Below are 23,684 nucleotides of genomic sequence, written 5' to 3' on the forward strand. Positions count from 1 at the left end.
ATAACCTCACTTCATGTAATGTAGATACGCTATGAAAATAGCTTAACAGGAACATCAATTATCAACTAAGCGTCAATTAATCTATTAAAACATCCAAACACGTTTAGTCTTTTTTCGACAGTAACAAATTTTTGAAAGTGAACACTCCCCCACCTTTTCTAGCATTCTTAAAGTTACAAAGACTATTATCCTTCACAAATATGATTTTGTGAACAGCTTTTCGGCAACTTTTTCAATTTATCTAATGGTAAGTACTGTTACTCTTTATTACAAATTTTCACATCAAACGACATAAAGCAAGTTATCTACTATATTATCCTTTACATATGAAAACCACCAACATCATATGAGTTGGTGGTTTTTCATTTTTTTTAGTTACTTAAGATGACTTCATTAACAACTCTCTTAGTTGAGTGACCATCTTCCAAGTAACAAAATTTGTTATAAAAATTAAAATATCGATCGGTGGTATCCACTTTTTGCAACGCTTGTTTAATCTCAGTAATTACCTCCGTTGTTGTGCGAACTAACGGCCCTGGAGCGTCTTTCTCCAGGTCAAAATAAAAACCTCTTATATCATTTCGGTATTCATCAATGTCATAAACATAGAAAATCATCGGTCGATTTAAGTTAGCATAGTCAAAAAATACAGAGGAATAATCCGTTACTAAAACATCACTAATCAGATATAACTCTTGTATATCTTCATGCTTAGAAAAATCAAATGCGAATCCTTCATACGAATCAAGGTCAAAATTTTCCGCTACTAAATAATGCATACGAAGAATAACGATATATTCATTTCCTAATTCTTCTCTCAGTGTTGCTAAGTCCAAGTGTAAATCAAACTTGTAGCGTCCTACTTGATAGTATTGATTATCTCTCCAAGTAGGAGCATAGAGAATCACTTTTTTATCTTTTGGAATATTATGCTTTTTTTTAAATGCCATAGCATGGTTGGCAATATCATTTTTGTAAAAAACATCATTTCTTGGATAACCTGTTTCAATTATGGTCTTATCAAAACGGAATGCCCTTTTAAAGATTTCTGTTGAATATCGATTAGGAGAAACCAGGTAATCCCAATTCCTCGATTCTTTATAAAAGTTTTCCTTATACTTTTCAGTTGAAGTTCCTGGCATCAATACTTCTTCCATATCATGGGCAAGCTTCTTTAAGGGAGTTCCATGCCAGGTTTGTAAATAGATTGTTTTCTTTGGTTTCGGAATCCAAATTGGCATACGACTATTCGTCACCCAGAAAGCTGCCCTCCCCATTAGAAATAACCATTTTATTGAAAATCTCTTTATATATGGGAGGTTTTTTTCGATAAAAGCCTTTTCAAACTGGGGATCCACGCTCCAGTACATTTCATATTCAGGGTGATTTTCCTTAAGGTACTCATAGATTGCCCTAGGATTGCAGCTATATTGTTTTCCTAAAAAACTCTCGAACATAATAAGTTTCTTTTTCCGAGGAAGAATAGAAATAAGTTTAAACAGTATTTTATAAGCTAATTTTGTTATAGACAGTTTTTTTATATATGCAAACAACTCGTATGATCACCTCATGTTTAAAATAAATGTGTCTCTTTTAAGGGGGATGATTTTTATTAAATAAAATTACCCTTCAGCTTTCGCTCCTTCTCTAATACTTTGTCCTTTTCTTTCTTTATACTATAATACAATTGCTACCACTCGCAACAACTGGATCTACTTTCATCAAAATACATATAATAAGTTAACCTAGGGGGTCGAATCACATGAAAATTTCTATTATTATTCCTGTATTTAATGCAGGACCATATATAAGTAAAGCTGTCGATAGTATTATCACTCAATCTTTAGATTTTAGGAAGCACGTTGAGATTGTCTTGGTTGACGATGGGAGTACAGATCACTCAAAAAATATTTGCCTAAAATACGTTAGTCAGTGGCCGGAAAACATTAAATTTATTGAATGTAACAATTCGGGGCCAGCTCACGCGAGGAATATTGGATTAGACCATGTCTCTACTCGCACTGATTATATTGGATTTTTAGATGCGGATGATTATTTATCAGAGATTACTCTTGAAAAGGTAAATTCATTTTTCTTAAAGAACCAAGATATTGACTTGGCTGTTATTCCACTTTATCACTTTGAAAGAATCGATACCCCTCACCGTCTAAACTACCGGTTTGATGAAGGCGATCGCGTTATCGACATTACGAAGGAATACCAAGCGATTCACTTCCATATAGGTGGTTGCTTTTTTAAAGCTACTCATTTTACCAATGAGAACAAATTGCGGTTCAATACTGAATTGAACTTTTGGGAAGACGCTCTTTTAATCAATACCTTTTTATTAAAACATAACCAATACGGTGTTGTAGCTGATGCAAAGTATTATTATCGAAAACGAGCACAAGAAGATTCCTTGGTAAGTAATTCATGGTATAACAAATCTCGCTATACAGAAATGATAAAAAAATGCTACATAAGCGTAATTAATGAATCAAAACGTATATATGGTACAGTGCTTCCTTACGTTCAATTTTTGGTTATTTATCATATGAGGTTATATCTCTTCCCCAAAAATAACGAAATCATTTATAAAGTGCTTGACGAAGAAGAACTTAAGGAATTTTTCACAGCATTCGTTAGCCTCCTGCAAGAGTTCGAGGAAGAATATATAAAGAAACAAGATATGCCCTTTTATTATAAAAAATACATGTTAAATTTGAGAAAGAATGGCTGGCCTTATTTACCGGACCAAGGGAAATTAAAAAGGCAAAATGTAACTATAACTAGCTGTAATCTTAATGGGTTTACCTGGTCAGTTGAAGGCCATTTTATGAATAAAGAATATATGATGAAACCTGCAGATCGTTTGTTTATTCAAAGCAAAAATAAAATTACTTATTTAACAAGAAAACCGTTACCTAGCAAATTGAGAACAATTTGGGGGACAATTGTACGGAACTATGAACATACAGGTTTTAAAGCTTCCCTTCCTTTTTATCGAATTAAATTCCAGTTTGGTCTAGAAATGGAAAATGGAGAGAGAATTCTTCTAAATAAAGTGAATTTATGGAATGTAAAAAAATGATAACAAACAAAGAGCAGAATCTCTATTTTAATAGGAAATTTTAGGTAACATTTTCGAAAGGTTATCATCCCAACAGTTGTCGTAGGAACAAGGTTTATTATCTGTGTCTTTAGATTAATACGAATAGCAATAGACAAGCCTATTATGCACTACATAATGTAAAGAATTCTTATGGTCTAGAAATGAGGATTTATTAAACAACATTTCATTTAAGGAGACTGGGCTATGGAGGAAATTAAAAAAAGATATAGTAATTTTGAATTATTAAAAGTTATATCAATTATTATGGTTTTAATACTCCATTACTTTAATGGTAATATGGGTGGGGCTTTACGTCATGTACCAATATACTCTTATAACTATTACGTAATGCACTTCCTAGAAAGCATGAGTATTATAGCGGTCAACTGCTTCGTTTTGGTGTCAGGTTATTTCATGATTGGAAAAAATCAAGTAAAACTTATCAAAGCATTAAACTTAGCAACTATAGCTATTTTTTATGGGGGTGTATTTTATCTGTTCACCTCTTTACTTGGCATAAATGGCTTAACCTTTAGTATTAAAGAGTTCTTACTAGCTTTAGTTCCCTTCTATGGTGCAAAGTGGTTTGTTGCATCATATATTGTTTTATTTGCTTTATCTCCATTTTTAAACAAATTATTAACACAATTAACAAAACGGCAGTTTCAACAATTCTTAATAGTTTTGATTGTGACACTATCAATTATGCCGACACTGCTTAGAGATCTTTCCTATAACGACAATGGATACGGTGTATTAAGCTTTGTTCTTCTCTACTGCATAGCTGCATATTTTAAGCTACATTATAGTAATTCATTGAGTAAATGGTTCTATTTGGGACTGTACTTATTGTCAGTAACAGTAACTTTTGGATTAGCAATAACAGGATTCCAAAATTATGATTATAATTCTTTTTTTAATTTACTGAGTGCAGTTTCCATATTCTTATTTTTCTCAAAACTGAATATTGAATTTAAAGCAATTAATTATTTAGCTACATTTACATTTCCGATTTATTTGATTCACACTGAACCACCCTTAAGAGAAATAATTTTCCGAGACATATTAAGGACAAATCTCTTTTGGAATAGCAATTGGTTCTTTTTACACTTAGTAATATCCGTTACAATTATCTTCTTTGGATGTGTGCTAATTGAACTCAGTAGAAAGCTTTTTTTAAATTTATTTTGGAAGAGGGAAAAATTAAAGTATCTCAAGAAAGTTTCAATTGGTTAGAGCCATATTCTCATGAGAGGATATAAAAGAAATATTAAAACACTTTGTTTTCTAGTAAGTACGAATTAGAGTTAACTTAAACTCATTTCTCAGTATTATTTAGGACAATTAGGTTATTAGAGCTTACTTTTTAGAATGCTCAATAAAAGTCAATGTGTTTGCTATAAAATTTTCTTAGCAGCTTTGAACTATAATTGTACACCTTTATCCCGGTTAAGCAATTTATACAATAGCTTTATTAAATCTTCAGTAAGAAAAAACTGTATCCCAATTGTTTAACAGCAGTACAATTAGGGTACAGTTTTTTCTAATTTTCTTTACTTCATTTTTCTGAACTAATCATTTATAGTATCCCAAATACCTTAAAAATCATTTATTGTAAATTAAGGATTTCCTCATATACCCGTTTTCGATTATCAGTGTCAAATTTATAATAAAAGTTCGAAACTCGTTTTATATACTTGTCCTCCATAATACAACCTTTTTCGATTAGGTTAATGATACCATTGAGGGTTGATTCATAGTCATAATATACTGGTCCGAAACCATCTCTTTCATAGCTGAAGTAACCCTCTTGGTATAAGTGGCTTTGGTAGAATTCTTGTTCATCAAAATGGTTATAAATTATTGGCTTTTTTAAATATGCAAAGTCAAAAAAGACACTAGAATAATCAGTAACCATCATTGAATTCTTTTTAAACTCTTCTTGGTAATCTACTGGCTTCCTTTCAAGCTTAATCCACTCGTTATCTTGAAAGTCATCAATCTGAATGGATATAGCTGGATGCAAACAAAACTTTCCTTTATAGTTGTACTTTTCCATTACCTTCAATAACTTTGGATCATTAATGAGTGAATTATAAAACTTAAAGTATTCACTTTCCTTAAATTGACTGCTATAGGTCCTTTGTTTTTTCTCATCTAAAGGGCCAGCAAGATATTTTCGCCATGTCGGAATAATAAGGATTGTTTTATTCTGTCCAGAACTTTCACTTAATAAATTATCATATCTAGGGAATCCTGTAAGTTTGACAACATCCTCATTATAGAAAAAGTCATAATTCAATATTGATTTATATTCCTCTTTACCAGCAGTAACGAAAAGTTTTATATCTTTACTGTATTTATTTAACCAACCTGAAATATCCTCTTTAGTGATTCCATGCTGTAGGAAGACAAATTTATATTTATATAGGTCCTTAACATACTTCTTTTTATTGCCAAAAGCGTTTATCACAAACTCATCAGCATGTGAAGAAATTAATTTTGAACACAATAAAAAGTAGAGCTTATATTTAAATGAATCATAATCAATAACATCACCAAACTTTTTCATTCGTTTAAAATCAGGGCTATCTTTAGAAATAACAAAATACGCTTTAATATTGTTATTTTTTTGACTTGCAATATATTTAAACATGTGCTCTGCATTGTCATTAGCCACTGTAATTCTATCTGACAACAGCCAAATTTCTTTTTTATTACCAAATAGATTTTGGAAGTACTTGACTAACATATACATCAATCTATAGAACATAATATTATATTCTTTTTTTTCAAATAAGATTTTTTGAAATTTGAGTTCATTTTTCAAATGAGACTTCATCGTTCTCTTTTGTATAACTAAACGATTTTTGTGATGTTTAATTAATATATTCCCCTTTGTATAATAAGCATTTGCTAATTTACTTATCTTGGAGAACTTACCAAAATCCAACCTTATTGCTTTATCGTGTTGCCTATATTTAATCATTACTTTAACGTTTTTAACCTTTTTAAGTGGGATTTCAACCCTAAAGCCATTAATATTATAAAATGCTTCGTTAAATGCAATTGATGTTTTGTTTCTTTTAACTTTTTCGACATTAATTACATCGCCATTATTTGTTTCAAAGTAAATTTGATAATCATCCTCAGGAAGTAGGAAATTTGAATACCCTTCAATAAGTAACATATTCTTATTAACCTCAAGAATCTCAATGACCAATTTATTCTTATTCGTTATCTTATCAATTTCGATATTATTAAAGGAAAAAATCCCCTTTTTATATTGAAATTCTTTTCTAATATCTCTCCCATATTTTAAACACAGCGCCCAAACTTTATGTTCTCTCCACAGATGTCTTTGTTCCATTATGATATCATCATCAATGTATTTTAATAATTCAACGATAGTATTTTTATATTTCTTTACCTCTTCTTCTGTTAATTGGTTAGACACTTGCCCCTTAATTCGCCACTGCAAATCATACATAATATAAAATTGTACGTATGGGATAACTCGACCGAATTTCTCTATTGAATATTCCAAAGCATACTTCAAAGCGTACTCAGGAGTGTCGAAGTACCACCTCTTTGATTCCCCACTAATTTGTAAAGCTGATGAATTATCTTCCCGTTTTCGATAAAGGTACGTAACAGAACCCATCACCCCATATTTTTGTTTATCTAAAATAATTGGTGTGAGGAACTTAGAATCCTCTGCAAACTTTAATCGGGTATCGAATTCAGAATTTCTTAGTGCTTCTTCTTTAATAAAAGTTGTCGGACAGCTTAACTGAATAAAATCGTAGTCCTCAAATATGTCAACTACTCGATCCTTTTTAAATTTATAGTCAAGCATATGATAACCATTTTGGGCACCGAAAAGTTTTATTCTTGCCGCAATGACATCTACCTTATCATTCCACTTTTCAAATTTGTCATAGACTTTTGTAAATGTATCGACTGGCCATAAGTCATCAGGGTCAAGGAAGTTAACATACTTACCCTTAATGTATTTCATCCCAAAGTTACGTGCTGCACTTACCCCTGAATTCTTCTGTTTTAGATATGTAATATTCTCAGGGTATTTTTCTGAGTATTTTAAACAAATGTCTTCAGACGAATCAGCACTACCATCGTTTACCAGGATTAGTTGGATATCACTGAAGCCGATATCCTGATTTATGACTGATAATATTGATTCCTCTAAGTATTCATCAACATTATAAATTGGCATTATTACAGTGAACTTAAATTTATATTCCATTTTATGTCCTCACTTTGATTGAAGTCTTATTCTAATTGCCTCTATTTTTTATGTACAGAAAGCCGTATCAATATTATCTATTATAATTAACCTTTACACAGTATTAAATTTTTATACTTTTAATGAACCAGTGTATATTCACATGGAAAAGCCCTCACCTAGGAAAGTTTGGGCTTAATACTAAATGTGGTTACGCAGTGTTTATAAACAGGCTAATCATTCACTCATAAAAACTCGTTTTACAATTTTCTCCGTTGACTTACCATCATGCCAACTACAAAACTTCTCATAAAACTCCTCATATGTTTTTTCGTAGGTCTTCTCTATAAGCTCAATATTCTGGATTGTCTCGATAACCTCACCGCTTGTCTTCAACAAAGGTCCTGGAGCCTCATTCTCAAAGTCAATATAAAATCCACGTAATTGATCTCTATATTTCTCTAGGTCATAAGTATAAAACAATATCGGCCTTTTAAGATTTGCATAATCGAAAAATACAGAAGAATAATCAGTAATTAGGATATCAGAAATTAAGTAGAGCTCAGCTATATCATCATACTTTGAAAGATTATAGGCGAAACCTTCTAACCCTTCAATATTTAAGTTATCTGCAATGAAATAGTGCATCCTTAACGCCACCACATACTGCTCACCTAATTTATCTTTCATCTTCTTTAAATCCAGTTTTAGATCAAACTTGTATTTACCCGGTTCATAAAAGTCATCGTCTCTCCATGTTGGAGCATAAAGGACAACTTTCTTCTCTTCAGGAATACCTAGGGCCTTCTTTATTTGACTCGCTCGTACCATTCGGTCAGGTGCATATAAAAGGTCATTTCTCGGATACCCGTACTCCAACATCTCTTTTTCAAACTTAAATGCACTTCGAAAAATGTCAGAAGAATACCGATTTGGGGATAAAAGATAATCCCAAGCACGCGATTGCAAAAAAAAGTCTCGTTTATATCGAGGGTTCGCAGAATAAACATCCTTCATATCAAACACAAGCTTTTTTAGGGGGGTCCCATGCCAAGTCTCAAGGAAGATATTATCTTTACGCTTAACTAGGTGTAATGGTTGCCGCATATTATTTACCCAATACTTTGATACAGCTAAATAATAATAATAAGCAAGGCTAAACCTCTTTACTACTTTTGCATCACCAGGAATTTTTCTGTTTTTATCATTAAAAACCCACACACACTTGAATTTTAAATTATTTTCCGTAATATACTCATATATATTTCTAGGGCTGTCCGAATAATTTTTTCCCAAGAAACTTTCAAATACAATATAATTCTCCTTCATAGGCAATTTCAAAAACGCCTTCTTATAAATATAACGCTTGAGACTTTTATTCCCTACAATAACCCCTTTTAATTCTAGCGCTTCTATATGGAGTTTGAGGACCCTTTTGAATTTAGCTTTATTTCCTTTTTTAAGATGATTTAATTCACTCTTAATGTGCCTAGGTTGAAATTGGATCATTGATGAATCCATCATTTTTACAGCCTTACCGAAGACAGCAAATAGTTCATCGAATTTCTCTTCTACATTAAAGGTTCTCGTTACATTTCTTCGATAAAAATTAATTAGTTGCTGATCTAAATAGATTTTCACATTTTCTGAAGTCGGAAGCTCTTTCAGAGTAGTGTAGACAGTAATAAAATCCTTTGCAACCTCTTCTATAGGTCTTTGTGCAAGACTAGGGTTTGTTATTGGATCATTTCTGACCCGCTTATAATATGTAATTCTATTTACCTTAGGCAGCGTCCCTTTCGCATCTATAAAAGGAATTATCCCAGTAATATCCGTGGAGCCTTTCGTATCCTCTAAGAAGTGAATAGCTTTGTCTATTATGAAGTCCCGTTTAATTAATACGTTTAGGATACTTCCACCATTAAATAAACTGCTACTCTTTTCCAGGTTAACCAGTACCTCTGCCATATCGCTTGGCGAGTCTAAATCAGAAGGTCTAAGCAATTTTTTCGTAGTTCCAAAAATTGCTGGGTATTCATGAATATTTTTAATTAATAACTCAATGGTGTCATTGACTAATATGTCGTCGCTATCAAGGAAATAAATCATTTCCCCGGTTGCAAATTTCAATCCGCTATTTCTGGCAAAAGCGACACCTTTATTAGTTTCATTCTTTCTATAGATAATTCTATCGTCCACCAAAAGGGATTCTAGATATTCTGTTTCTTCGGTATTTGAACCATCATTAATAATAACCAATTCTAAGTTTCTATATGTTTGTGACAAAACTGAACTTAGACTATCTCTTACAAATTCACTTGTATTGTAGTAAGGCATGATGATGGATACCTTTTGTTCCTGATGAGTATTCATACTATTACTTTCACACTCCTAATATTGAGCAATACTCTTTTTAGATTCTATCAATTATTCTTCAACATGTATACTGTGGTCCCTTTTGATATTGGGAATATTGTGTCTCAATCTTAACCATAAACATTGGCTACGTGTTTAAATCTTAACACGCTACTTGATACTTCTTAATCAAATACTAATGAACTTAAAGTACCATTTTAATTAATCCATGTACTTATTATCATATCCCGAAGTAATATAGTTTACGATAAATTCAAAGTAAGCATAGAACCTATGAGTTTAACAACTGAAAAAGGTGACGTCCCAGATGGACAATCACCCTTTTACTGTAAAGTCACTAATCATTTTAATAAGAAATAGCTCGCTTACTTTGATTTTTCCAAATTTTATTGAATTCAGATTTACTCATTTTAACATCCTTTTCTCCGGTCCAAGGATCGTTAAAGTAGTAACTTTTTTGATTATATCCTGTTAATACTAATGCATGAACAGAGAAACCATGCATTGGAGAAACCCAAACCACTACTGGCTTATTATTTGACAGGTTCTTATCAATAAAGTCATTACTTTTACCTGTTAGATTCTCTGAACTTCCTGCATATTTCTTAACGAGTCCCATTAAAGCTGAAGGATAAACTGTCCATCCCCTTTTAGTGAATGGGTCCCCTACATATCCATAACTTGGATCCCATGGATGTTTTGGCATTTCCCTTGCTAGTTTTATCTTATCAACATTTGCCCCCTTATACTGGAGCATCATCGTCACTGCCGTAATTTCACAACCAGTTGGTAATTCAGGAAGTTGTGGCGTAAGAGGCACATTTAAAAGAATTCCACTAATTTTTGATCCATGACTTCCATACATGGTTTTTGGATAATATTCGTACCTCTTTACAATTTTCTGTGAATGTTGGTCCCTCTTAAAAGCATTTACTACATACCCTAAGCTATTAATGTCGAATACGTATTGGATTTGTTTCCCATGATTACCGTACTTTGCTTTCGGATAGTATTCATATCTGGTTACTACCCGTTGTGTTCCTCGTTCTTTCTTAAATGCTTTTGTTACATACCCTGAACTATTGATATCAAATACATACTGAATTTGATCACTATGTGAACCATAATTGACTTTGGGATAGTATTCATATCTAGTCTGTATTCGTTGTGTTACTGGTTCTCTCTTAAATGCTTTAGTTACATAGCCTAAAGAATTAATATCAAAGACATACTGTATTTTATTTCCGTGTTTACCATAAAAAGTATTCGGATAATATTCATATCTAGCTACTACCTGATGCGTTCTTTGGTCTCGCTTTAATGCTTTAGTTATGTGACCTAATCCATTAATGTCGAATACATATTGAACTTGACCCCCATGGGAACCATATACTGTGTTTGGGTAGTATTCATACCTAGTAACTACCCGCTGCGTTCCTTTCTCTCGTTTTAATGCTTTTGTTAGATGACCTGATGAATTAATATCGAATACATATTGGATATAACTCCCATGGGAACCATATGCCGTGTTTGGGTAGTATTCATATCTAGTAACTACCCTTTTCGTTACTTTGTCTCTTCTTAAAGCTTTTGTAAGATGACCCGATGTATTAATATCGAATACATATTGGATTTGGCTACCATGAGAACCATATGCCGTGTTTGGATAATACTCATATCTGGTTACTACCCGTTGCGTTCCTTTCTCTCGCTTTAATGCTTTAATTACATGACCAGATGCATTTATGTCAAAAACATATTGGATTTTTGACCCATGTGAACCGTATGGAGTCTTAAAGTAGTACTCATAATAGTTTGTTATTCTCTGAGTCCCCTTATCTAGCTTTGCTGCATTCACTATGAATCCGTCCTCATCAATCCGAAAAACATATTTTATTCTTCCTTCTGCATTTTCTTGATTACTTCCAGGATAATATTCCTGTATTTTTATAATCCTCCCATCTGAATGAATTTCAGAATAGGTAACTTCTCCTTCCTTGTTAAGGTGATAGGTTGTTTCACCTTTAACAACTATTTGATCATTATGCCTACTTAGTTCTTTTTTTGTTCCGTCTTTTTCTCTTATTGGCTGTTCTTCTAAATCTTTCTCTTCAACTTCTTGCTGAGTTTCACTTTTTCTATCATTCTTTAAATCTTCTAAAGTCTGATTCCCAATTGCCTCTTCTTCTACTTCATTATTAATGACTTGTTCTTCTACTATTTCAGAAGAATTAACAGAACCCTCCGCATTTGTGGATTTTCCTGCCTCCTTCATAGAAGCTTCATCAGAAACATTCGTATCTGTTGTCAACATTTCATCTTGAATCTCAATTTGTTCTTCAACTGCTTTTTTAGGTTCATTAGCTTTCACATAATTTCCAAGAGAGGGAAATGCAAGTGCAATACTAATTAAAGCAATACCTACTTTTTTACCCATTGTGTCTCCTTTCAAATTCCTCTAATTAATATTAGATAACCATAAATACTGATTGCACTACGCTATCTTGTTTTGAAAATTCCCTTGAATTATGATAATTAAATTCCTATATCATCCCAATATTATCATCCCTATAGGGCAAACTCATTATATAGTTTAATTATAGATGCGTGGTGATGAATGGTTAATAACACATAGCAATCATTATTATCGATATCAAATTCAATTGAATAATAATTATACTACAATTTCTCAAAGAATTTTTCATGGCACTTCCGATTTAATTTTTCTATACAAATGTTCCACCAATTCTCTCATAAAGTGGGGTGTTTTAAAGCAGTTCTTATACCATTTTAACTAAATTTCTGTTATTCTAAAGTTCGATTGCAAAATTTGTAAAAACTTGGAGGACGAATATGAGAGCTGATAAAAAAAAGAAAAAAAGAAAATGGCTCCGCATTACGGGTTTTATTTTATTATTATTATTAATTTCAGTTGGAGCTTACCTATTTACTGTATATAGATCACTTACGAATGCGGTTGACACAATGCATGAACCGATTGAAAGACCCCAGCGGGAAATAACATTTAAAAAGAGGGAACCGTTTACTGCCTTAATGCTTGGCGTAGATGAACGAGAAGGTGACAAAGGTCGTTCAGACACCATCATTGTCTTAACGGTTAATCCAGAAAAAAACTCGGTAAAGATGCTTAGTATTCCACGAGATACTTATACAGAAATTATTGGCCGAGGTACACAGGATAAAATTAACCACGCTTATGCTTTTGGTGGAGTAGAAATGGCTATGGATACTGTGGAGAACTTCCTCGATATACCGATTGACTATTACTTAAAGGTGAATATGGAAGGCTTTCAGGATATTGTGAATGCTGTTGGTGGGATAACGGTTAATAATGATATGGAGTTCACCGAAGGTAGCTTTCATTTTCCTCAAGGCTCGATTGATTTGGATGGGCGAGAGGCTTTAGCCTATGTTCGAATGAGAAAACAAGACCCACAGGGAGATTTCGGCCGACAAAAGCGACAGCGCCAAGTAATCCAGGGGGTCATCAGTAAAGGGGCAAGCTTGGGATCGTTAACCAAGTTTGACAATATATTTGATGCACTTGGGCACAATGTAAAAACTAATATTACATTTTCGGAAATGGTCGATATCCAGAGCAACTATCGAAAAGCTGCTTCAAACATCGAACAACTTAAGTTGGAAGCAACTGGATCATACATTGGCGGAGTTTCCTACCAGCTTGTTTCAGAAGAGGAACAGCAACGAGTACAAAAAGAAATGAAAGATCATTTGGGAATAACTAATTAATAAGATTTCAATTCATTTCATGCAGAAAAGGCCAGGAAACCTCTCCTGGCCTTTTCTTTCTTTGATCTTAAAAACGTAGTTTGCCTTGCATGCCGATGCTTGGTAGAACCATATGGTTTTACTATTACCCTAACAAGTTTTGTACTCAAAAAAATTGGCTTATTAATAATATCCTTACAAAACACATGAAGCATCAATACTCCGCAATGCAGATAGTTTCTATTAATAGGCACTTTAGTAACATAAAGAAGAAAAGGGGTAAACAAAGAATCCTTAGATTTCACCTCTAGAAAAAATGTTAAGTATTTTTAATAGTCGCATTATTTAATACAACATTGTAAAAACGTTCCATAGCCTGTTTATTATATTGGATATAATCAAACTTCGGATAATCTAATTTTCCCTGTTCTCCTTTTACCAAAGCAAATTCAAGAATATTCTTAGCTAAAGCACTTTCACTGTTTTCTACCAACTTTCCATATCCTCCTTCTAACACACTCCTAACCCCTGTGACATCGGTTGCAATTATTGGCTTTCCGATTATCATAGTTTCTAACAAAACCAGACCTTGGCCTTCGTAATTTGAAGAAAGGATAAAACAATCACATCTATTAATAAGTGCGAATGGATTCTCTACTTGTCCTACTAGAAAAACATTATCTTTTATATTGAGTTCAACAATTAACTCTTGAAGAAATTCCTTAAGTGGACCTTCCCCAGCAATGTATAGTTTCATATTCTTAATCTGTTTAATTGCGGCACTAAATGCCCTAATTAGCTTTTCGTGACCCTTTTCAGGAGATAACCTACCAATAGTTACAAAATTTACATCTTTAGGGTCCGGATTGATGGTTCCTTTAACTCTAATAAAATTAGATCTGTGACTTTGATCCAATATCAAGTACTTTGTATTATTATATTGAATCACTTCATAACTATCTTTTAGCACATTAACTTTTTTGTCATTAACCAAATTATTAACATAGGTCATTTTTTCAGTGGCATTAGGTACATATTTTTGCAGGTTTTCTTTATTAGTTTTATGGGTGGACTCGGCTACCGATACTACCTTATCATAGTATTTATATATTGAAAAAATAACCTTCAATGTTTTTTTGTGTTTATATTTTCCATTTATCTTTTTATTAAACTCTTCAGCCATATCGGCATGCAAATAAATTGCCTTGTTTTTCACTCCAGAAAAGGCAAAAATCAAGCCCCAAAAGTCACTATAGCCTCCAAAGTTAATTGCGTAATCAAAGTTTACATTTCCAATTATCCTTTTAAACTCATTATTATAGAGGTCCTTTGGAACAACAACCTCCATCATTTTGCCCGAAACACCCCTGTTTAATATCCACTGATGTCTATAGCTTTCAAATATAGTCTTGTTTAATTCACCTGGACGATAAATAAAATGCACATTACTATTTACCTTTTTAATATTATTCCATTTCTCATTATTCCCTTCTGGACTTTCAATTACGACAACTTCATATTTATTAAAATCGATATTATCTAAAAGTGTTAATACAGACGTCGTTATCCCATTGTTATAAAAAGCTCCACAATAGAATAACACTTTTTCTTTGTTTGAGCTTGTACTAATAAATTTATGATTTGTATCGTTTTTTAGGACCTTCTCAATAAACCTTAAAGTCGAATTTCCATCATCATTATAACAATATAAGGCCTTATACCTTTTATAATTCTCGTTATACTGTTTCCTTGTGTCCCCTTCATTCTTTATACATTCTGCAACTTCATTTATTTTATAGCAGAGGGGGCCTGGTAACGTATCTAAATTCAAATAGAAACCTCTCTCTTCACCGTACAGCTCTATATCCTCGCCATAGAAGATAACTGTCCTATCTGTGGGGAGGAACTCAAAGAAAATACTTGAATAATCGGTAATTAGAATGTCTACACCCGCTAAGAGTATATTTGTATCAAAATAATTAGGTATACAAATTTCCTCAAGGTTATTCTCTTTAAAATATTTATACGCAAAAAAATGAGCCTTTAAAACTACCACATACTCGCTCCCTAAGAATCCCTTAAGTTGTATAACATCATCTAACAACTTCTTGCTTGTATCGCTCTCATTTCCTAACGACCCTCTCCAAGTCGGTGCATACAATACTACCTTTTTGTGGTTTGGAATTCCTAATCTTTCTAACACCTTTGATCTCTCATTATTCAGTGTTAAGTCTACTCGTGGGTACCCAATATCGGCCACCTTTCCCGGGAATACCTCAAATATATCCTGAGATTTTAATAATTTTTTATAAGTAAACTCATTTGGACTAACTAGAATATCAGTTTGTAATAAATTCCTTTGAATGTTTTTATGATCAGTTATTCCAGCATTCTTGATATCTATTCCCAAAGTCTTAAGAGGTGTACCATGCCATGTATTTATATATATTTGCTCGTCTCTTTTTATAAAGTAATATGGAAACGAGGTATTATTTATTAAGTATTTAGCTTTTGCAAGATATTTCAAATATTTGTCATCATCTACAGTGACAACGACAACATTTTTTTCTAAAGAAAATCTCTCAATAAAAGGATTTAATTCATTACATACGATTACATGAGTGTACCCACTGTATTGTTCCATCTCACGCAGCTTTAAAAATATAGCAAGAACATTTCCTGTAAAGTTTTGACCATGATAGGATTCATAAAAAATAATATCACTTTTAACCTTATACTTATTAATATAACCGCTATATTTAGCACGTATCCTAAATCTTTTATTACGTTTATATTCATCTAAGGGCTTTTTTAAAAATGAAATTTTTCTTTTAATATATTTTTTAATATTCTTCACCTTAAGAATCCTTTCTGAATCTGGAAACAATCAGCTGTTTTCCTAAGTCTTCATGAACCAAGGGGCCTTTCCAAATCTAGGTTAAATGAAATGGGGGGTTAAAGACTTACTTTTAAACTTATTTCTCTTCTTGGCTTTTTACCTTCTACAAAAGTATAATAACTATCCTTAATACGATGAGTCCCAGGAATCTCTTTCTGGATAGAATTGATTAATGGATATTCTAGATTGGTTCCGTTTTGTTCAATTCCTACAGATAATTGGTACAACCCCTGGGGAAGCATTAGTTTAGTAAAATCAATCCATTTTGCAAACCAAGCATATTCATAATTCAACTTATTGTTACCGTGATTCGGATGACTAGATAGCCAATCTACGGACAAATTTTCTAGATGGACGTTTCTAATCAACTTATTATTTTCATCTCTAAAAATTAATCTTTTCTTTGCAGCAAGAGGTGTACTCTGATCAAAACCTGGAATATAAATATAACCACTTATGTATACAGATTCTTCATTCCATTTGAGCATATCGAGTCTACTTTTAGGTATAGGAATATAATAGTCACTGTAAGATACTAATTTTAAGGGATCTATTAACTGATCTATAATATATAGCCTTTGCTCAACCCTATTTGTCCTAGCAAACGCTTCAATATACTGCTGTAATTGACCATACCCAACAATAAAAAGATTTAATTTTATCTCCTCTGCCATTTTGAGAATAATCTTTTCTATTATCGTTTTTATTACTTCACCAAATAGATCAGCCCAAATAACAATATTTATATCATTATTTTTCGGATATTTTATTCCTATTAAATCTATCCCCTTATCTGTACCTCTTTGTTCTAATGCTAAATACCTTTCACCTGAAATTTCCAGAACACAGCTGGATTCTGGTTGACTCTTCGATATGGAAACTACATTTGAAAAAAGCCAACTGTCATTCTCTCTAATTAACTCATTAATAATGTGAATTTTATTCGTATTTATTTCTGTATTCATTAAGAGTTCAAGTTTATTTACAGGAACTAAACAATTAGAGTACGTCATTTCAACAATCATAAAAGTACCTCGCTTTAATACTAATCTTTTTAAGAAAACCACACAGCTTAAAACGACTAATGAAATTGTTAAAAAATTTATATTAAAGAAGGGAAAATAGCTTTTACTCTTTTCCAATATCTTAGTAACGGTAGGCCATTTAGCGTATCCTATCAAATAAGGTTAACCACATCTAGGATATCTAAATTTCTTCCAATTTATTCACATTCATCCAAAATAGTAGGGTTATACCATTCAACTGGTACCTATTCTCTCCATTTTCACCCCATTCTCTTACATTCTAAAACAAGGTCAAAAAATACAAAAAAAGGCTCAACATTAACCTAATAGGGAATCAGGGTGTTTTTTTGCCCAGGATTAGCTAGAGTGTGCACTCCCATCCATACCCCTACATAAAATAAACTAAAAACCTTTATTTGACCCAGGTTAACCATAAAATAAGGAGAGTTGAGTGGCATGATGGAAAAATCTGACGAGTCGAAGTTGCCGATTAAAGTAGAACCATTCGGAGATTGGTTTAAGTCCTTTAATCACTTTTTTCACGACCCACCCTTTAGGGGGTTTCTAGAGGGGATCGATGAATTTTTCAAACAGCCTTTATTCCCTCAAAAAATCTTTAATGTCAAAGTAAGTAGTCAAAAGGATAAACATCTTGTGACAGCAGAACTTCCTGGTATTCGAAAAGAACAAATTAGGATTAATATATTAGGCAATACAATAACAATCTCTGTTAAGCACCAGGACCTCTATACCTACGAAGATGATAAAAACCACATATATCGTCGCGGGGAATCATTTCAACACACTAGTAAAACCATTACAATTCCCTATCTGATTGATGAGAAAAGGGTGAAAGCATCCTACCGAGATGGATTACTCAAAATATCGATTCCAAAGGTAAAAGGGAAAACTATCGCTATTAGCGAATAAAACAAACAGGTTATAATTTGGCCTGTTTGTTTTTTTAGGTAGATATTTAAAAGTTGGTAGCAGGCTAGTCTTTCCTTAGTAATAACATGGATTTCCCACGAAAAAACTTACTCTCACCTATACTCATTTTTGTTCAGGTCTTCCTGTGTACAACGATTCAACACTCTTACCTACAACACCATTGTGACTCTCAATATTGATAAAATTAGCTCTTCGTGTTTGCTAATAATTTATTTAATGGTTTCATTTATTGTCGATATTATTGCCGTTCTAGCCTATCCCTAACATCCCTATGTTTGGATAATGTTTATATTTTATAAAAGTACATAAAATATTACGTAAACATACTAGCTATCGTTGAAAACAAAGGAGGAGTATAGAAATGAAAAAGGTAATAACATATGGAACATTCGACCTGATCCACTGGGGTCATATCAATATTTTAAAGAGGGCTAGGGAACTCGGTGATCATTTAACAGTTGCTCTTTCTACTGATGAGTTTAATGAAGTGAAAAATAAAAAGACTTATCATAATTTTGAAAACAGAAGAGTAATTCTTGAGGCAATTAGATATGTTGATGAGATCATCCCAGAAACAACTTGGGAACAGAAAGTTAATGATATTGTAAACAATCATATTGATATCTTTGTTATGGGTGATGATTGGAAAGGAGAGTTTGATTTCTTAAAATCATACTGTGAGGTTATTTATTTACCTCGTACAGTAGGAATCTCGACAACAAAAATTAAGACTGACCTCCATAAGAAAATAAATGGTTAGAGAAATAATGAATATAGTACATAATCGAGTATGAGGGGGTGACTAACCCCCGACCTCTCACACCACCGGTACCGTTCGGTATACGGCGGTTCCATTAAGATTGACGCAAAATTTCATAACGATTATATAGACTTCTTAACCCTCGTTGACTCCAGTAAGAGTTGTCGAGGGTTTTGTGTAACATTTGACTATATGCAATTCTCCAGTATTTCTTTATGGAGTTGCCCCATTCATATGCTTTGTTCCCTGAAAAACCTAAACAATTAGTTTCTTAATTTTGGTTTTCTTCCACTGTTTCCACGCGCACATTCTGAGCCTTGCACCATCCCGTAAGATAGCGGTTTAACATTCCATCTACGCAATGACTTCCTTTGTTCCGCTCTACCCGTTTCAGGGTAGTTAAGAGATTTTCCCGTGACAAGATTCGTTCCATTAACATGACGCTACTTCCTTTCCACGCAAAGAAAGGTTCTGTTTATGCCGGTTCCATAGAGTCCCCAGCGGATTCACCGCTTCCTCCTCTAGGTAAGTCCTTTCGAATTGTCTGTGTTCAACGCAATCACCGAATGTGCAGATTTCATTCTTTCTTAATAGTTCGGTCCTTCCCATTCTTTCTCGAGTTAGAAAATGATACTATGACCTCTGCTGACTTCTGATTGTTAAGCTATCCATCGCTGGATAGGTTACTAAGTGTACTTGGCTTACCAACCAGACCTCCCCGGGTAAGAGTGTAGTCTTTCCCTCCATCTATCTGCTTCATTTACTCTGTATCATCTTTGGCAGTAAGGACTTCGTTTTGTTATGCAAACTCATCCAATAATACCTAGCCATATATGAAGTTCGTGTTCCTCAGATCGGAGGTTTGCCGCTCGCTTCCTTCAGATTCCACTTCACCACGGACACCCTTGCGTTAGGCTAACCATTACTACTGCCTTCGTGGCTCGGGACTTCACCCTTTAGACTGCACCCATGCCGGGCGCACATAAAAAGCAGCTAGTGTATTACTAGCTGCTTCGTTACTTTGCTGCCTCAGCTTGTGAATCTGATTGTTCACTTGCTAAAGCTTGATAAAAAGTATCCATGGCAACTTGATTATAACTATTATAATCAAATTGGTTATTCTCAGGGATATTTTCCCTAGTAATAGTTGAAATCATTCCTTTTTCAAGACCATCTATACTATTATCAACCAATAATCCAAACTTACCATCCTCTAACACTGTTCGATTGGCTACTATATCAGTAGCTACAATTCTCATTCCTAATGTCATTGCTTCTAGCAGGACCATTGGTTGTCCCTCATAATGGGAAGAGAGTATAAAACAGTCACATTTCTGCATAAATACAAAAGGGTTTTCTATTTGCCCCATAAGATGCGCAGAATCATTCAATCCCAATTCCTCTATTAAAGCTTGAAGTTTCTCCTTTAAGGGGCCCTTTCCTAGAATGTAGAGCTGACTTTTAGGGTATTTCTTGTGAACCGTTGCGAACGCACGGATTAAATTCTCTTGGCCTTTTTCTGGTGACAATCTTCCCATATTTACAAATTGAATAGAACCTTGCTCTACTTTTGGAAGAATATCACCAGTAAGCTCCTCACTAAATTCCGTTTGAAGCCTAAATTGGTTCAATTTCGGGAATTCATTTTTTACTTTAAATACATTTGATTCTAACCAGCCAATTTCCTTATTGTCAATTGAAAACTGATAAAAGGTTCCTTCTTTTGTTTTATTGATCTTGGTGATTTTGGCAATTTTCCCTTTAAAATCTTTTGCATCAGAAACAAGCTTGGCTTTAAAGCTCTTATAAGGTTTTGTCCATACGGAATGACTCCCAGGTGTGGAAATTTCTGCGTATAATGGAGGATCTAACTGTAGTTCCTCTTGTGTACGGTGTTCTAGATGATCAATGAATAGCTTATTTTTCCTATGGCTGATTACGAGAACTGCTCTTCTTTTCACAGCTGTTTTCAACCTGGATAGACTCTTCATGTCATCATGAATTGTACAATATTCATAAAAAACTAGCGCTGTTTGATTGATCCAACCTATGACGGTCCCATTGATGTTAATCCTACAGTATGTTCCTTGAAACGTTTCGGCTTCCTTATCTACCTCAAATATAAGTCCCTCATAGTCCGAACTAGCAGAAATCGTATGACATCCTGGAACATTGTATGGCTTTGACCAAATACGGTTTCCACCAGGATTCACTAACCTAGCCAACTTTTTGGCCTTCTTTTCGTTTATTACTTCGTCTGGTAAGATTACAAGTGCCCTCTCTTCAATCCAACCAATGATTTGATGATTATGATTGAATTTATAATAGGTGGTGTTTTTATCTTCCATTCTCCTAAAAATAACCACTTCAGCACCCTCAAACTCTTCTTCTAACAGACGACGATTTGCGTTTACATGTCCAGGAGAAAAACTCCAGACAGGATAACTTTTAACTCCCTTTAATATTGCTTTAGCATTGAAAGGTTCAGTATGAAGAGGAATTTCTTGATCCATTTCTACCTCTTCCTCTGTTATGGTTGAATTCTGAAGAATTTTATCTGGGTTGATTGAATTCATCACATAGTCAAATTTATCGTAATCTGCATATTTCAATAAGTTTTTGCGATTTAATTCCATGGTTCCTTTGGACACACTGACGAGTTTATCAAATCGGTTATATACAGAGAAAAGTCCCCTTAAATTAATTCTATGTGGTTTTTTCCCATTTACGGTTCGCTCACTATCTGAAAGAAGGTCATTATGCATATAGCAGATTTTCTTTTTTGCATCTGCGGCTAGAAGAAGTTTGGCGCAATGAAAACTGTAACCACTAAAATCTATTACATAGTCAAATTTGCTTTTTCCAAATAGACGGGTATGCTCTCTAACATAGGCTTTTTCGGGATAAAGCTGCTTGCCTAATACCCCTCCTGCCCCTTTGAAGTGCACAAACCTATCCCTATAAAATTCTAAAGCCTGGTAAATAGGAATCCCTGGTGTGAAAATTAACCGAGCATTCTTATTTACCTTCTCAATATTTTTTAATGTTTCATCCTCTAGGGGTTTTTTCGTGAAACAACTGACATCATATTGGTCATAATCTATATTATTCATTAAATTAATAAAGGACGTTGTAATCCCGTTATCCCTCATCATTCCCGGATAAATCAGGATTTTTTTCTTTTGGTTTGATAAACCTGTGATGACGTGAACATTCCGTTCAGGTTTACCAAAGAGATAGTGTGTTAAGCGCTCGGTTACCCTTCCATCCTCATTGAGAGTAAATTGCTGTTGCATCTTTTTGTAGCGACCATCGTATCTTGATTTTACCTCATCAATATCCCTAATGCTTTCTACTAATTCACGAGAATTAAACACAATAGGACCGGGTAGAACGTCATTAGGTAAATATTGTCCTCTCTCATCTAAATAGGCATCAGCGTCCCAAGTATAAAATAGGATCGGCCTCCCCGTCACAAGGAAGTCAAAAAAGATACTTGAGTAATCCGTAATAAGCAAATCAATCGTAGCCAATAATTCATTGGAATCAATAAAGTCAGGTACTAACTGATTCTTGATTTCGGGGTGTGCTATGGCTTTCTTATAAAGAAAAGGATGAACTTTTATAAGAATATTATATTGATCCCCGACCTTTCTCTCTAGGTATTGAAGATCACCAATAATTTGGAGCATATCATTATTTGCCTTCCTAACATCTTTCCCTTTCCATGTAGGGGCATATAAAATAGTCTCTTTTTGAGCATTTATTTCCAATCCTAAATTTCTTAACTCTTCCTTAAATAGGTCTGGATTTGTCTGAAGCGTTAAATCAATCCTTGGATAGCCTTCTTCAATGATGGTACCAGCATAAATCCCGTTTAATTTATAACTATCTGTAAACATTTTCGTCGTATGTTGGTTGGGACTGATAAGGTAATCCGAACATAAAAAGTTACGTAATACGTTTTGCGATTGAGCAGGATTACCTGGAATGTCAAACCCCATCCTTTTTAAAGGAGTACCGTGCCAGGTATTAATATAAATTTGGTCCTTTTTAGGCGTAAAGTAGGGTTGGAAGGTAGAGTTATTAATCAGATATTTACATGATGCTAAATATCTTAAATACTCTTTCGAATTTCGTTTTACAAAATGCACATTCGGTCTATCCTTATATTTTGCTATCACATATGAAAGGGCTTTGAAGTCAGAAACAGACCAAATATGCTTGAAGTCCTGGAAATCTGGATGATCAACCATATATTTGAACACGGCGTACGGGCTGTCAGTCATACTATTCCCGTCTCTGCTTTCATACAAAATTGCCTTTTCATCCAACTTTAACCCTTCATAGAACCTTACATATTGTGACACAATTTTATACTGTTCCCTCAAAAAGTAATTAATGGCAGGCTTTACGACCAAACCTACTCCTTTTTTTATCACCCTAGTTATCACTTAATTAGCATCCTTTACCGTCAGATTATTCTGGGACGAGGGGCCTGTCCCTTTGTCCCTTCCATAGAATAATTAATTAACATGATGCCCTGTTTTTATACGTTTTTTGGT

The 23,684-nt window shown here is 33.6% G+C and carries 12 protein-coding genes and 2 pseudogenes; 5 read left to right on the top strand and 9 right to left on the bottom strand.

Features of this window, described 5'->3' with window-relative positions; genetic code table 11:
* Nucleotides 1-371: 371 nt before the first annotated feature.
* A pseudogene (locus tag H0185_RS09845) lies at nucleotides 372-1,553 on the bottom strand (CDP-glycerol glycerophosphotransferase family protein); the annotation flags it as partial.
* A gap of 209 nt (nucleotides 1,554-1,762) precedes the next feature.
* On the opposite strand from H0185_RS09845, the gene H0185_RS09850 reads away from it, so the two are divergent.
* Both H0185_RS09850 and H0185_RS09855 read left to right on the top strand, forming a co-directional pair.
* Nucleotides 1,763-3,091 (top strand): glycosyltransferase family A protein, encoded by a 1,329-nt coding sequence (locus H0185_RS09850; RefSeq protein ID WP_221873320.1) that lies wholly within the window; start codon nucleotides 1,763-1,765, stop codon nucleotides 3,089-3,091.
* Between the two features lie 225 nt (nucleotides 3,092-3,316).
* Entirely contained in the window at nucleotides 3,317-4,348 is a 1,032-nt protein-coding gene (locus tag H0185_RS09855; RefSeq protein WP_221873321.1) for an acyltransferase, read from the top strand.
* A gap of 373 nt (nucleotides 4,349-4,721) precedes the next feature.
* Here the strand turns inward: H0185_RS09855 and H0185_RS09860 are convergent, their stop codons facing one another.
* From H0185_RS09860 to H0185_RS23975, 3 genes are all read right to left on the bottom strand, one after another.
* The gene (locus H0185_RS09860) at nucleotides 4,722-7,379 is read right to left on the bottom strand and encodes a bifunctional glycosyltransferase/CDP-glycerol:glycerophosphate glycerophosphotransferase (protein ID WP_221873322.1); all 2,658 of its coding nucleotides are present in this window, start codon (nucleotides 7,377-7,379) and stop codon (nucleotides 4,722-4,724) included.
* A 216-nt stretch (nucleotides 7,380-7,595) separates the two neighbouring features.
* Nucleotides 7,596-9,731 (bottom strand): bifunctional glycosyltransferase/CDP-glycerol:glycerophosphate glycerophosphotransferase, encoded by a 2,136-nt coding sequence (locus tag H0185_RS09865; protein WP_221873323.1) that lies wholly within the window; start codon nucleotides 9,729-9,731, stop codon nucleotides 7,596-7,598.
* A gap of 349 nt (nucleotides 9,732-10,080) precedes the next feature.
* Nucleotides 10,081-12,171, bottom strand: a complete 2,091-nt coding sequence (locus H0185_RS23975) for a C39 family peptidase (protein ID WP_246629113.1) — start codon at nucleotides 12,169-12,171, stop codon at nucleotides 10,081-10,083.
* 416 nt (nucleotides 12,172-12,587) lie between these two features.
* Here H0185_RS23975 and H0185_RS09875 point away from each other — a divergent pair, with 416 nt between their 5' ends.
* On the top strand, nucleotides 12,588-13,505 hold the full coding sequence (locus H0185_RS09875; protein ID WP_221873324.1) for an LCP family glycopolymer transferase: 918 nt from the start codon (nucleotides 12,588-12,590) through the stop codon (nucleotides 13,503-13,505).
* A 298-nt stretch (nucleotides 13,506-13,803) separates the two neighbouring features.
* On the opposite strand, the gene H0185_RS09880 is transcribed toward H0185_RS09875, so the two are convergent.
* Complete coding sequence (locus tag H0185_RS09880) at nucleotides 13,804-16,341, bottom strand: CDP-glycerol glycerophosphotransferase family protein (RefSeq protein WP_221873325.1); 2,538 nt, start codon at nucleotides 16,339-16,341, stop codon at nucleotides 13,804-13,806.
* A 98-nt stretch (nucleotides 16,342-16,439) separates the two neighbouring features.
* The gene (locus H0185_RS09885; protein WP_221873326.1) at nucleotides 16,440-17,408 is read right to left on the bottom strand and encodes a hypothetical protein; all 969 of its coding nucleotides are present in this window, start codon (nucleotides 17,406-17,408) and stop codon (nucleotides 16,440-16,442) included.
* Nucleotides 17,409-17,864: 456 nt separating this feature from the next.
* Between H0185_RS09885 and H0185_RS09890 the strand changes: the two genes are divergently transcribed.
* Both H0185_RS09890 and tagD read left to right on the top strand, forming a co-directional pair.
* The gene (locus H0185_RS09890; RefSeq protein ID WP_221873327.1) at nucleotides 17,865-18,338 is read left to right on the top strand and encodes an Hsp20/alpha crystallin family protein; all 474 of its coding nucleotides are present in this window, start codon (nucleotides 17,865-17,867) and stop codon (nucleotides 18,336-18,338) included.
* A gap of 382 nt (nucleotides 18,339-18,720) precedes the next feature.
* Nucleotides 18,721-19,119 carry a glycerol-3-phosphate cytidylyltransferase gene (tagD, locus tag H0185_RS09895; RefSeq protein ID WP_221873328.1) on the top strand — a complete coding sequence of 133 codons (399 nt, stop codon included), beginning with the start codon at nucleotides 18,721-18,723 and terminating at the stop codon, nucleotides 19,117-19,119.
* Between the two features lie 94 nt (nucleotides 19,120-19,213).
* On the opposite strand, the pseudogene H0185_RS23980 reads toward tagD, so the two are convergent.
* The 3 genes and pseudogenes from H0185_RS23980 to H0185_RS09905 all read right to left on the bottom strand — a co-directional run.
* Nucleotides 19,214-19,437: pseudogene (locus tag H0185_RS23980) on the bottom strand (group II intron reverse transcriptase/maturase); the annotation flags it as partial.
* Nucleotides 19,391-19,558 (bottom strand): hypothetical protein, encoded by a 168-nt coding sequence (locus tag H0185_RS09900; protein WP_221873329.1) that lies wholly within the window; start codon nucleotides 19,556-19,558, stop codon nucleotides 19,391-19,393. The pseudogene H0185_RS23980 and the gene H0185_RS09900, both read right to left, overlap by 47 nt.
* A 577-nt stretch (nucleotides 19,559-20,135) precedes the next feature.
* Nucleotides 20,136-23,573, bottom strand: a complete 3,438-nt coding sequence (locus H0185_RS09905; RefSeq protein ID WP_221873330.1) for a CDP-glycerol glycerophosphotransferase family protein — start codon at nucleotides 23,571-23,573, stop codon at nucleotides 20,136-20,138.
* Nucleotides 23,574-23,684: the final 111 nt, after the last annotated feature.

It is taken from the genome of Mesobacillus maritimus (genome assembly GCF_019749255.1).
GTDB lineage: Bacteria > Bacillota > Bacilli > Bacillales > Cytobacillaceae > Mesobacillus_B > Mesobacillus_B maritimus_A.

Excerpts from the sequence above, each read along its gene's own strand:
- tagD (WP_221873328.1), top strand. The coding sequence starts at position 18,721 with ATGAAAAAGGTAATAACATATGGAACATTCGACCTGATCCACTGGGGT.
- H0185_RS09855 (WP_221873321.1), top strand. The coding sequence starts at position 3,317 with ATGGAGGAAATTAAAAAAAGATATAGTAATTTTGAATTATTAAAAGTT.
- H0185_RS09865 (WP_221873323.1), bottom strand. The coding sequence starts at position 9,731 with ATGAATACTCATCAGGAACAAAAGGTATCCATCATCATGCCTTACTAC.
- H0185_RS09850 (WP_221873320.1), top strand. The coding sequence starts at position 1,763 with ATGAAAATTTCTATTATTATTCCTGTATTTAATGCAGGACCATATATA.
- H0185_RS09885 (WP_221873326.1), bottom strand. The coding sequence starts at position 17,408 with ATGATTGTTGAAATGACGTACTCTAATTGTTTAGTTCCTGTAAATAAA.
- H0185_RS09875 (WP_221873324.1), top strand. The coding sequence starts at position 12,588 with ATGAGAGCTGATAAAAAAAAGAAAAAAAGAAAATGGCTCCGCATTACG.
- H0185_RS09890 (WP_221873327.1), top strand. The coding sequence starts at position 17,865 with ATGATGGAAAAATCTGACGAGTCGAAGTTGCCGATTAAAGTAGAACCA.
- H0185_RS23975 (WP_246629113.1), bottom strand. The coding sequence starts at position 12,171 with ATGGGTAAAAAAGTAGGTATTGCTTTAATTAGTATTGCACTTGCATTT.
- H0185_RS09900 (WP_221873329.1), bottom strand. The coding sequence starts at position 19,558 with ATGTTAATGGAACGAATCTTGTCACGGGAAAATCTCTTAACTACCCTG.
- H0185_RS09860 (WP_221873322.1), bottom strand. The coding sequence starts at position 7,379 with ATGGAATATAAATTTAAGTTCACTGTAATAATGCCAATTTATAATGTT.